The organism is Candidatus Bathyarchaeota archaeon (genome assembly GCA_029882535.1).
Classification (GTDB): domain Archaea; phylum Thermoproteota; class Bathyarchaeia; order Bathyarchaeales; family SOJC01; genus JAOUKM01.
This window is the reverse complement of the sequence record JAOUKM010000007.1, coordinates 46,229-56,958: the sequence shown is the minus strand read 5'-3', so window position 1 is coordinate 56,958 and position 10,730 is coordinate 46,229. Positions and strand designations below refer to the sequence as shown.

General features: G+C 42.1%; 14 protein-coding genes. 9 read left to right on the top strand and 5 right to left on the bottom strand.

What is annotated here, in order from left to right; genetic code table 11:
• Positions 1-479: 479 nt before the first annotated feature.
• Positions 480-860 carry a VOC family protein gene (locus OEX01_03600; protein ID MDH5448071.1) on the bottom strand — a complete coding sequence of 127 codons (381 nt, stop codon included), beginning with the start codon at positions 858-860 and terminating at the stop codon, positions 480-482.
• A gap of 621 nt (positions 861-1,481) precedes the next feature.
• Here OEX01_03600 and OEX01_03595 point away from each other — a divergent pair.
• Both OEX01_03595 and OEX01_03590 read left to right on the top strand, forming a co-directional pair.
• Positions 1,482-1,613, top strand: a complete 132-nt coding sequence (locus tag OEX01_03595; protein MDH5448070.1) for a hypothetical protein — start codon at positions 1,482-1,484, stop codon at positions 1,611-1,613.
• Positions 1,613-2,185, top strand: coding sequence for a hypothetical protein (locus OEX01_03590; GenBank protein MDH5448069.1), 573 nt, complete (start codon positions 1,613-1,615; stop codon positions 2,183-2,185). Before OEX01_03595 ends, OEX01_03590 begins: the two co-directional genes overlap by 1 nt.
• Before the next feature lie 147 nt (positions 2,186-2,332).
• Here the strand turns inward: OEX01_03590 and OEX01_03585 are convergent, their stop codons facing one another.
• On the bottom strand, positions 2,333-3,778 hold the full coding sequence (locus OEX01_03585; GenBank protein MDH5448068.1) for a tryptophanase: 1,446 nt from the start codon (positions 3,776-3,778) through the stop codon (positions 2,333-2,335).
• Between the two features lie 157 nt (positions 3,779-3,935).
• Between OEX01_03585 and iorA the strand changes: the two genes are divergently transcribed.
• Positions 3,936-5,819: an indolepyruvate ferredoxin oxidoreductase subunit alpha gene (gene iorA, locus OEX01_03580; protein ID MDH5448067.1), complete on the top strand. Its 1,884-nt coding sequence runs from the start codon at positions 3,936-3,938 to the stop codon at positions 5,817-5,819.
• A gap of 14 nt (positions 5,820-5,833) precedes the next feature.
• On the top strand, positions 5,834-6,430 hold the full coding sequence (locus OEX01_03575) for an indolepyruvate oxidoreductase subunit beta (GenBank protein MDH5448066.1): 597 nt from the start codon (positions 5,834-5,836) through the stop codon (positions 6,428-6,430).
• Here OEX01_03575 and OEX01_03570 read toward each other — a convergent pair.
• The 3 genes from OEX01_03570 to OEX01_03560 are packed head-to-tail and all read right to left on the bottom strand — an operon-like array spanning position 6,423 to position 7,951.
• Positions 6,423-7,058 (bottom strand): DUF4430 domain-containing protein, encoded by a 636-nt coding sequence (locus OEX01_03570; GenBank protein ID MDH5448065.1) that lies wholly within the window; start codon positions 7,056-7,058, stop codon positions 6,423-6,425. The two genes, OEX01_03575 and OEX01_03570, sit on opposite strands and share 8 nt — an antisense overlap.
• Positions 7,031-7,606 (bottom strand): hypothetical protein, encoded by a 576-nt coding sequence (locus OEX01_03565; protein MDH5448064.1) that lies wholly within the window; start codon positions 7,604-7,606, stop codon positions 7,031-7,033. The genes OEX01_03570 and OEX01_03565 overlap by 28 nt, the downstream gene beginning before the upstream one ends.
• 15 nt (positions 7,607-7,621) lie before the next feature.
• Positions 7,622-7,951: a hypothetical protein gene (locus OEX01_03560; protein MDH5448063.1), complete on the bottom strand. Its 330-nt coding sequence runs from the start codon at positions 7,949-7,951 to the stop codon at positions 7,622-7,624.
• Between the two features lie 107 nt (positions 7,952-8,058).
• Here OEX01_03560 and OEX01_03555 point away from each other — a divergent pair, with 107 nt between their 5' ends.
• The 5 genes from OEX01_03555 (at position 8,059) to OEX01_03535 (ending at position 10,729) form a co-directional block, all read left to right on the top strand.
• Complete coding sequence (locus tag OEX01_03555; GenBank protein MDH5448062.1) at positions 8,059-8,526, top strand: 30S ribosomal protein S13; 468 nt, start codon at positions 8,059-8,061, stop codon at positions 8,524-8,526.
• A complete protein-coding gene (locus OEX01_03550; GenBank protein ID MDH5448061.1) occupies positions 8,526-9,071 on the top strand; it encodes a 30S ribosomal protein S4 in 546 nt (181 codons plus the stop codon). The genes OEX01_03555 and OEX01_03550 overlap by 1 nt, the downstream gene beginning before the upstream one ends.
• Before the next feature lie 25 nt (positions 9,072-9,096).
• Positions 9,097-9,492, top strand: a complete 396-nt coding sequence (locus tag OEX01_03545) for a 30S ribosomal protein S11 (GenBank protein MDH5448060.1) — start codon at positions 9,097-9,099, stop codon at positions 9,490-9,492.
• 63 nt (positions 9,493-9,555) lie between these two features.
• Positions 9,556-10,386: a DNA-directed RNA polymerase subunit D gene (locus tag OEX01_03540; protein MDH5448059.1), complete on the top strand. Its 831-nt coding sequence runs from the start codon at positions 9,556-9,558 to the stop codon at positions 10,384-10,386.
• Entirely contained in the window at positions 10,367-10,729 is a 363-nt protein-coding gene (locus tag OEX01_03535; protein ID MDH5448058.1) for a 50S ribosomal protein L18e, read from the top strand. Before OEX01_03540 ends, OEX01_03535 begins: the two co-directional genes overlap by 20 nt.
• The last annotated feature ends 1 nt before the right edge of the window (position 10,730 follow it).

Genomic DNA, 10,730 nt, shown 5'->3' with positions numbered 1-10,730 from the left:
AACCAAAATAAGCTTTTTCTGAGTAACTAGCAGCTTAAAGAAAAATTCCATTAAGAGGAAACTGAAATAAATGTACCTGTACTAGAAAAAAATGGTACAAGTACACACGCTTGAAAGAGAAATTACTTCGTCCTCTGTTCAATTGTCTTTGTCCCAATTTTTTTTGGGGACAAGGACATTTAAGCAGCCTAACCGTGATTCGTCACCTTCCTCTGAGCAACACGGGTACGCCGCTGCCCCATCAAAAAACTCCAGCAAAGCTGTTCAACTTCGCTAATTCCAAAGCACATGCACACGTATACCAACTTAAACTATGGTTTTCGGGAGATATCTCCACTGGTCGCTGGTTCGAGTCCTACCGGCGGCGCCACAGACATACCGGCGACTCTATATTCGCTTCCCGAAGAATTTTAGTCCATCCTGCTCAGTAACATACTCAAATGCGCGCGCGCAAAAAGGGGGGCATTGAAGTTGATGGTCTATTTGCTCTGGAAAATACCGAATTGGTTTCCCTCGGGATCTAGGGCGAAGGCCCACCAGCCTATTCCAGGGATCTCTTGCTTTGGTACTGTGATTTTTCCACCTAATTCCTCTATCTTCTTGCTGTACTCGTCTACAGACTCGACTGCGATGTAGGTTACTGGCTTATGTTCTGGATTCTGCTTTTTCATCATTCCCCCATTTACTCCTGGTCGTAATAGCATGCCCTTGTCATCAACAGGAATCGTTTCAATGTTCCAATACTCTGTAAAGCCCTGCATCTTCTCAATCTTCCATCCGAACAGTTTTGAGTAGAATTTCCGCAGTTTCTCTACATCGTCGGCAGGAATTTCAAAGTGCGCAATTGTATGATCTAACATTCAAAACACCATAGCAATGCTATGCCTTCTTGGTGTGCTTTTCCTTGGGCGCTCCACAGTTTGGACATGTCGCCTGTCGGCATCTACCTGTATATTCAGTCTTACATTCAGTGCAAATCCATGTTGGCATCTTGTTTACACCTTCTTTCTCCATCTAATTTAGACGCTATTGATGGTGAATCAGAGTATTTAATAGTTCCCTGCACGCGCCTGCACGTACGCAGAAAAAAAGGAGGAGATTGAGTGATATCTCCACATCGTGGAGGGTTCAAATCCCAACTCCCGCACTTTTGGACAAACTCCCCACACTTTTGAGGGATTCTACTTACGCTTCCTGAATAACTTAACAAAACCCGCAAGAGAATTATGCAAGAAACTTCTATTTCCACTTTCAATGGATAAGCACGCACATTAGCGTTTTGCAGTATTTATCCATTCTACATACTTGCAGAAAAACTCTCAAGTCCTGTAAATTTGCGCGAAGAAAAAAAGCGCGCGTTGTAAAATGAACTGTAACAATAGAGTTCGAGGTTTCTAGAACTATTCTATGGCAATATTCGAGTTTTTTCGAAACGATTCCCTTAAAAGAAGCCGTTTCCAAGTTTATTTTGGTGAAACACTTTGAAAATGAGGAAAAACATCTTCCTAACAGTCATACTGAAGACTTTGACCTTGACCTTACTACTAATGGCTGCACTAGATTATGAAGGCTCTCTTAAGACTGATGCATGCGAATACTGGAGTGAGAGTTAATGAATAAGAAAATTGTGACAACAATTTCCATTACATTGGTAATTTTGATATCTTCTTTATTGATATGGTCCCTTTTCAGATACGATGCTACCGTTCTCTCATTGACCTACCAAACCGATCCTGTCATATCATCACCCTTATCAGGTGCAGAGTATTCTTGGGAAGCAAAAGCATATAGCATACGAAATTTTGGTAACTCTCCATTTGAAGGGAAAGGATATGTTCATAGAGAAAGAATAACCTCTGAAAATAGATTCAGATACACCGAATTCCACAACCTAAATGTCACATTAAGACTAAGATTCCAGATTACTAATGCAACGGGCTACATGCTTTGTAATAAAACCTTGGATATTACAGATGGATGCGATAGGCAAATAATCTTTGAATTCAAACCTGGAGCAGTTAAGGCCGGTAATACACTGCAAATGAGGATAATCCTAAACCTAAATGTAAACTATAACTATGCTAGCGTCGATGGAGAGCAAAAGCAATTCACAATGCAAAAAGAGTGGATAAAAACAATACAAGTGCAACAAGCAGAACCAAAAAGTGGAACAACCTTCACATAACCAAGACTACACTCATTAATCACATTTTTTCTTTTTTTGTAAACACATGTCCACGCTGGAACTATCGAATTGCGCGCGTTAGCGTTTTATAGGATTCTCCATGCTTTTCCATCATCCCCAGTAATGCGCGCGCAACTTATGAAGAGGTCAATAGTCACCCAATTCACTCTTGAATGCTTCGCAGAGGTCTCTTCCCCAATTGTCGATGGCTTCCAACTTTCCGATGAAGAACCTGAGCACTGGTGGTTCATATACAAATTTTAACCCTTTTATTACATCTCGGTGGCTATATAGCCAATTTATTCTGTCAACAGCATATTCAATTTGCGATATTGTGTAAACTCTCCTTGGAAGTGCAATCCTTGTCAGTTCCAAATCAGAAAAGACTTCATTTCCTTCCTGGTCTCTTTCCATTGAAATAGTACCTCTTTCCATGCTCCTTACCCCAGAGGCTATGTAAAGGGCAGCTGTCAAAGCTCCCGCAGGATACTCGGATTGAGGAATATGAGGTAGAAACTTCATCGCGTCTAAATGACAAGCTAATCCACCTGGCGGTGTGACCACCGGAATTCCTGTTTTACGAAGTCTCTTTACAAAATATTTTATCTGCTCTACTGCACAACCTGCAAGATCAAAGTCTACCATTTCTCGCATCCCGACAGCCATAGCGCCAACTTCTCTCTGGGACATTCCCCCATATGTGAAGAAACCTTCATACACTGGAAGCCACGGCTTTATCTTTTCAAAGAGTTCCTCATTGTTTGTCGCTATACAACCGCCTCTAACGCATGTATTTTTCCTTCCACTCATGTAGAATAAATCCGCTATACCACACATCTCTTTGACTATCTCTGCAACCGTATTGCTTTCACACTCCTTTTCTCGTTGTTTTATAAGATATGCGTTTTCGCAAAGTAGACTTCCATCAAGTACCAGAGGAATGCGGTATTCACTGCAAATCTGTTTGATCTCTTTGAGATTTTTCATAGAGAACGGTTGTCCACCAAGCAAGTTAGTTGTTGCTTCCATACGAACGAAAGGTATTTTTTCCCTACCATGTTTTTTAATAGTGTCTCTCAACTTTTGTGGGTCCATGTTACCCTTGAACGGGTGAGTGCTCTCTGTTTTTAGTGCTTCATCAGCGTAGATTTCTAAGCATGTTGACCCTCCAGTCAGTTCGATATGCACCTTAGTGGTAGTAAAATGATAATTTGTAGGTATAATGCCCCCTTGTTTAGCAAAAACTTTCGATATCAAGTGTTCTGCTGCTCTTCCTTGATGAACATTCATTACATACTTATACCCCAAAACGTCTTTCACTGCATCGGCGAATTCATAAAAAGTCATACTACCTGCATAAGCATCGTCGGTTTTTATCATGGCAGCGAATTGGTTGTCGCTCATAGCATTTGTGCCGCTATCAGTTAACATATCAAGAAATATGTCCTTGGTTTTGAGCTGGAACGTGTTGTAGCCCGCCTCCTCTATAGCTTTAAGCCGGTGTTCCACTGGTATCAACCAAATTTTCTGCACCATTCTCGCCTTGTGCATCTCTATGGGTATTTCTTTACCTGAACATAATTTTATGGACATTTTTCAAACCTCGTTGGTTCCGCTGTTATCTATATCTGTTTTAATATCTCTTTCGGTCGTGACTTTCTTCATTTAACTTTGTCTAGGCTTCTTAGAGAAAGTTATAAGTGAAGCGATAAGACTATGAATGCTTTCTATAAAGCAGAGGAGAAGTTTCTTGGTTGATCTGAGTGTGCTGTTAGAAGACAGCCCTGGAAAACATGTGCTTTTGCTTGGTAACGAGGCCATTGCTAGAGGGATTTTAGAAGCGGGCATAGGCATTGTCACGACATATCCAGGCACACCAGCATCTGAGATAGGTGACTCTATCTCAGCAATTGCTGCTCAAGCCGGCTTGTATATGGAATATTCCACCAATGAAATCGTTGCGGTGGAGGTTGCTGCTGGCGCGGCAAACTGTGGAGTCAGAGCCCTTACCGCTATGAAGCACGTTGGGCTAAATGTGGCTTCGGATCTAGTTATGACCTTGGCTTATGCTGGTGTAAGGGGTGGCTTTGTTATAGTTACTGCCGATGACCCAGAATGCTATAGTTCTCAAAACGAACAAGATAACCGCTTCTATGCACTATTTTCAAATCTGCCATGCCTAGAACCGTCCAACCCTCAGGAAGCAAAAGACATGACAATTTCAGCAATTGAAATCTCTGAAAAACTAGAATTACCAGTACTGTTAAGAACCACAACTCGCACAAGCCACACGCGTGGATCTGTAGTATATGGCAGACTTACGAAACCTAACTTAAAGGGAAAATTCATTAAAGATGTAAAACGTTTAGTAATGGTTCCAGCCAATTCCAGACCCAAACACGGAGTACTTTTGAAAACGCTGGGAATGGCTAAAGGAATCAGTAATATGTCTCTCTACAACAGAGTTGTACTTGAAGGGAGAGATAGAAAATTCGGCATAATTTCTTCAAGCTCAGCTTATAACTACACAGTTGAAGCGGCAGATTTGTTAGGCATAGATGTTAGCGTCCTAAAGCTTGGCATGATACATCCGCTTCCAGAAAAAGTGATTGGAGAATTTCTGAAAAAGCATGAAAAAATAATTGTCGTTGAAGAGCTTGAACCTTACTTGGAAATGCAGATCAAGGCTATAGCCAAGGACTGTGCGCCGAAGGTCGAAATATTTGGAAAAATGAATAGGATATATTTTCCAAGGGAAGGCGAGTTTTCAATACGCACTGTCACAACAGGTTTAGCCAAGATAACTGGCAGAAAATCGCCAATAAACTTTAACAAAATTGATGAAAGATACACTGAAGTTGCCAGAGATTTGCCACTAAGACCGCCAATATTGTGTGCTGGATGTCCGCATAGAGCATCCTTCTACGTAATAAAAAAAGCTGCAGGAGAAGAAGCAATCTATACAACCGACATAGGTTGTTATGCTTTAGGAATTGCTCCACCCTCAAATATTGGAGACATAATGATATGCATGGGCGCCAGCATAGGCACTGCCCAAGGAATACGTAGGGTAACAAACGCAAAAACCATCGCGATAATTGGAGACTCTACATTTTTCCATGCGGGAATCCCAGGACTTATTAATGCTGTTTATAACAATCACAAGATTGTTGTAGTTATTTTAGATAACCTGTCAACAGCGATGACTGGACATCAACCACATCCAGGAACTGGTATAACTGGTATGCGTAGCCCAACAGAGAAAATACGTATTGAAAAGGTTGCTGAAGGGTGCGGTGTAAAAAATGTAAAAGTGGTTGACCCCTTCAAAATTAAAGAATCCGAAGCAACTTTAAAGGAGGCTCTGCAATATCCCGGGCCTTCAGTCATAGTTTTTCGAGCGCCATGCGCCTTAATGGTAGCTAGAGAAAGAAGACGCAAAAGTGCAGAAATCATGGTTTGCAAGATTACCGAGAAATGCACAAATTGCATGGCTTGCATTAAGCTGTTAGGTTGTCCAGCCTTAACCGTTGAAGAAGAAAGAGCTAGTATTAACGAATTCCTTTGCGTAGCATGTGGATTGTGCGCTTCAGTCTGCCCTTATGACGCTATAGAAAGCATGGAAGCACATTAGAGGAGGGCTATACTTTGGAAGAATTCAATATCATTTTAGCTGGTGTTGGTGGACAAGGCATACTTTTGGCAGCAGAAATTTTAGGAACTGCTGCAGTCAAAAAAGGCTGCAATGTGCGTGTAAGTGAGCTTCATGGCATGGCTCAACGAGGTGGAGCTGTGGTTTCTCATGTACGGATCGGCGAAAAGGCACTTGCACCTACTGTTTTAGAAGGTACAGCAGACGTAATCGTTGGCTTCGAACCCATGGAGGCTCTTCGAAACATCAAATTTGCCTCACAAAAAACAATAGTTCTTGTGAATACTAATCCTTTCAAAATTAGCGGAGCTGAATATCCAAAGGTCGGAGAAGTTCTTGAACAAATCAGAGGCTTTACGGAAAACATCATTTTAATTGACGCTGTAACTTTGGCGGAACAGGTAGGTGCCCTAATAACTCAGAATGTGGTGATGATAGGAGCGTTGGCAGTTACTGAGAAACTACCGATGAACGTTGAGGCTTTGAAAGGGGCATTGCATGAATTGGTGCCAGCCAAATATCTAGACATAAACCTGAAGGCTTTTAAACTAGGCTACAACGCCGTTAAAACAGCCACACACCAGTCTAGGTAGGTGGTTGTGGCGGCCATTCCATATAGCTAGCATAAGTAAAGGCGATCGTGTCTCCTCTGTGAAGTATGTGTTTTGCACATGAGTAATTTGGAAGTATCCATTCTAAGCTTCCAGAGTCCCAGTACCAGTAGAACCATCCATGCGTAGAATTGTTGGCTACACCATTTATTGATGTCACTAGTATTCCAAGCTCTCCTCCATAGTCTGTATAGTTTATGTTATCTGCTATTGAGTATATGGCTGTGAATGCGGTTGAGCCTAACGGAAGCACAGTGTTGTTATGCCAAACTTTCGTTTCGTTACCATAGCTTAGAAGAACGTTAGCTTTAAGAGAGATACCTTCCAACACGGTTGAAATATCTCTAATATAAGCGTCAAGTTGATCAGCTAGATTGTTGGTTAGGTTGTTGTACGCATCGAGTTGATCGGCTAAATCGTTGTATGAAGAAGTAAACTGGCTGGCTAGATTGTCGACTACACTGTTGTATGCAGCAATCTGATTAATTAGATTGTTATATTCATTTTGATATGTGTGATATTGGACGAAATAATAGCCAGCGACGACGGTTCCCAAAACTGCCCAGACGACCACGCCGAGAATTACATAGGTAAAGAAGCTTTTTTCCAAATGTTTTCACCTCCGAAGAATTTCTGTAAAGCTTTTGTTAGCGGAAAGAAAGCTAGTGAAAAGACAAGGAAGTTTGATACAACATGGATTAACGAAAAAGGAGCCCCGAAAACAATTGCACTTATAAACGCCGGTAATATTGGCATTCCAAGCACAATATTAGATACGGCAACGCCAAAATTTGTAATTACGTCATAAACAAGCGTAAGGAAAGCACCTAAAGCTGCCGTCTCACCGCACGAACTTAGAGTGTACGTGCCTTTCTTTGTCCGTCCATAAAGTCCACCTACAATGCCTATGATAATCATTCCAGTTATCTGGAAAGGCAACATCAGCCCGGCAAATCCCCAAGGAGATAAAAATCCGTTTATGAACATCACAGTGGTGCCTAGTGCACTACCTATAAATGTGCCGAAAAAAACACCGACGATAAAGACAAGCAAAGAAGTGAATTCGACATTTGGGGGGCGGGGCATTAGTTGAATACTTATGCATAGGGTGGATAGTATGGTGAGTAGTGCAAGGCGGCGAGTTGTTAGTGATTTCATGGAAGATTGGTTGGATTATCCATCCATATAAAACTTTCCTCTTCTCCTGCTCTTCCATGGATACGCCTCCTTGAGCCAATAATAGAAATACACTAAACGCGTCAAAACAACATCTTGTTTCTCTCTAAGATCTCTCTTGATGTCTGCCAAAGCCTCATCGATCAATGCTGAGGCAGACATGTCTGTGAACTGTGCATAGGCTTTGAAGGCTGTTCGGTAAATGTATCTGGTTCCCTCCCTTGCCATGGTGCCTAGCCACCGTCTGAGCGCTGGATCCTCCCAGTTGACACTTACCAACATTTTGTTCTGAAGCTCCCATAGGAAATAAGTAACGGGGCACGCCATGGCACCGCCTTACATAAATATGTTGAGTTGGGGGTTTAACCTAAGGAAAGTTTATATAAATTGCGTATCACTTTCGGTAGTTAGCTTCAAAACGCTGGAGACTTAAAATGTCAAAAGAATTCCGCCACATCACCCGAATAGTAGAAACAGACCTAGATGGCACCCTAAAAGTAGCCCGAGCCATCTCCAAAATAAAAGGAATAGGAATCAGCATGGCAAACACCATAGTAAAAAAAGGCGAAATAAACCCAGAAATCCGCCTCGGATTTCTCTCAGACCAAGACCTAGAAAAACTAGAAGATATAATAGAAAATCCAACTAAGTACGATTTGCCAGAATGGCTTTTTAACCGCCAAAAAGACTTAGAAACTGGAAAAAATTTACATCTCACGGGCTCCGACCTTGTTCTTCAAACAAAAACAGATATAAATCTTCTAAAAGCCACAAAATCGTGGAAAGGCTACCGCCACTCCTACGGGCTTAAAGTGCGTGGTCAGCGGACTAAAACCACTGGAAGGAAAGGAAAGGCTATAGGCGTCAAAAAGAAACAGAGGCCTATGGGGGCTAAGAGGTAATGGGTGATCCAAAAAAGCAGCGAAAGAAATATGAAACTCCTAGGTTTCCATGGCGAATTGACATATTGCAGGCAGAACTTAAGCTGCTTGGTCAGTATGGACTGCGAAACAAAAGGGAATTGTGGCGCCACAAGACAGCGCTATCAAAGTTCCGAGGCATAGCACGTTCCATATTAGGCATGCCTGAGAAAGAAGGACAAAAATTGAAGGAACAACTTCTCAACAGACTGGATAGACTTGGAATACTTCCAGAAACTGCCGCCCTAGACGATGTGCTAGATCTAGCAATCGAAGACATTCTTGAAAGAAGACTACAATCTCTTGTTTTTCAGAACGGCTTAACCAAATCAGTATATCAAGCTCGTCAGCTTATAACACACGGTCACATAGCTATTGACGGAAAAAAAGTAACGTCACCAAGCTACTTAGTGCTAAGAGATGAAGAAGCTCACATCACTTATGCACCCACCAGTACTATAGAAAACCCAAATCATCCATTGCGTCAAAATCTAGTCAGTACGCCTCAAACCGAAACCAAAAAATAGACGATAAAGAGGAGCAGACTGCAGCATGAGTAAGAAAACCGAAAAATGGGGCGTCGTTCACATCTACAGCTCATACAACAACACTATCATACACGTAACAGACATCTCAGGAGCAGAAACAATTTCAAGAACCAGTGGCGGCATGTTCGTAAAAGCAGATCGCCTAGAATCTTCACCATACGCCGCCATGCGCGCTGCAAGTGCAGCCGCTTCAACTGCAAAAGAAAAAGGCATAACAGCCATACACATAAAAGTAAGAGCACCTGGCGGCTCAAGCGCCAGAACCCCAGGCCCAGGAGCACAAGCAGCAATAAGAGCTTTAGCAAGAGCTGGGTTCCGCATAGGTCGCATTGAAGAAGTTACGCCCATTCCTCACGACGGCACTCGAAGAAAAGGTGGTCGAAGAGGTCGAAGAGTGTAATACCGTGTGTTTTGCAGTGTTAAAAATGTTGGCTAATATGGCTATGGAAGGAACGTAAAACTCGTGAAAATTCAAATCTTAGAGAAGAACGACGTTTCTTTGCGTTTGCTTATTGAAGGAACTAACACGGCTTTCATGAACACGTTGCGAAGAATAATACTCTCCGAAGTACCTACCATGGCCATGGACGACGTAGTTATCATCGAAAACTCCTCCCCACTTCAAGACGAATTTCTAGCCCACCGAATTGGACTAATCCCATTGAAAACAGATTTAGACACCTACAACTTGCCTGAAAACTGTACATGCAAAAGCGAGTTTGGATGCAACCTCTGCCGCGCGTCCTTAGTGCTGGAAGCAGAAGCAGAAGACCATATCATAAACGTGTATTCCGGTGACTTCAAGTCAGAAAATCCATCTATAGTTCCCGTGAGCAACAAAATTCCCATAGCCAAGTTAGCGCCAGGACAAAAAATAAGACTAGAAGCCTACGCGCGGTTGGGAAAAGGTAAAGATCATGCGAGATGGCAGCCCGTTTCTATGTGTGCTTACAAGTATGTGCCAATCATTACAATAGACACTAAACTTTGCAACTTGTGTAGTGACTGCATAAAGGTTTGTCCAAAAAATATCCTTATAAAAGCAGGAAACAAGATTGAGATTCGAAACATTGAAAACTGCACTATATGTCAGGACTGTGTAGATGCTTGCCCAAAAAAACCTAAAGCAATAGAAGTAACTTGGGACGAAACCTCCTTTGTTTTCGGCATCGAATCAACAGGCGCCCTTTCGACGGAAAGAACCCTGCGAGAAGCATTTAATATTCTGGAAGGAAAATTGAAGGATTTTTTAAACCAATTAACAGTGAAGAAAGATGAAAAAAGGACAGCCTGACAACCCACAACAACTAAGTCTCATTCGCTTTTTGAAGAAAGCAGCGAAAGAAAATGATGCACGAATATGGAACAGCATAGCCAATGCTGTGTCCAAGACAAGAAGCAGACGCGTGTCCGTGAATTTGAGCCGCATAAATCGGCACACCAAGAAAGGCCAAGTAGTGGCGGTAGCTGGCAAAGTTCTTGGAGCTGGAACTCTTTCTCATCCTATAACAGTTGCCGCTTTCGCATTTTCAGCTACAGCTAGAGAAAAAATAAAAAAGGCAAAGGGAAAGTGTTTGACGTTTCCCGAATTGGTGAAGAAAAATCCTAAGGGCTCGAACGTAAGAATTGTTGGGTAAA

Bases quoted from the DNA above. Each gene is read 5' to 3' on its own strand.
- OEX01_03600 (MDH5448071.1), bottom strand. From the start codon at position 860: ATGTTAGATCATACAATTGCGCACTTTGAAATTCCTGCCGACGATGTA.
- OEX01_03590 (MDH5448069.1), top strand. From the start codon at position 1,613: ATGAATAAGAAAATTGTGACAACAATTTCCATTACATTGGTAATTTTG.
- OEX01_03585 (MDH5448068.1), bottom strand. From the start codon at position 3,778: ATGTCCATAAAATTATGTTCAGGTAAAGAAATACCCATAGAGATGCAC.
- OEX01_03565 (MDH5448064.1), bottom strand. From the start codon at position 7,606: ATGAAATCACTAACAACTCGCCGCCTTGCACTACTCACCATACTATCC.
- OEX01_03560 (MDH5448063.1), bottom strand. From the start codon at position 7,951: ATGGCGTGCCCCGTTACTTATTTCCTATGGGAGCTTCAGAACAAAATG.
- OEX01_03555 (MDH5448062.1), top strand. From the start codon at position 8,059: ATGTCAAAAGAATTCCGCCACATCACCCGAATAGTAGAAACAGACCTA.
- OEX01_03550 (MDH5448061.1), top strand. From the start codon at position 8,526: ATGGGTGATCCAAAAAAGCAGCGAAAGAAATATGAAACTCCTAGGTTT.
- OEX01_03545 (MDH5448060.1), top strand. From the start codon at position 9,097: ATGAGTAAGAAAACCGAAAAATGGGGCGTCGTTCACATCTACAGCTCA.
- OEX01_03535 (MDH5448058.1), top strand. From the start codon at position 10,367: ATGAAAAAAGGACAGCCTGACAACCCACAACAACTAAGTCTCATTCGC.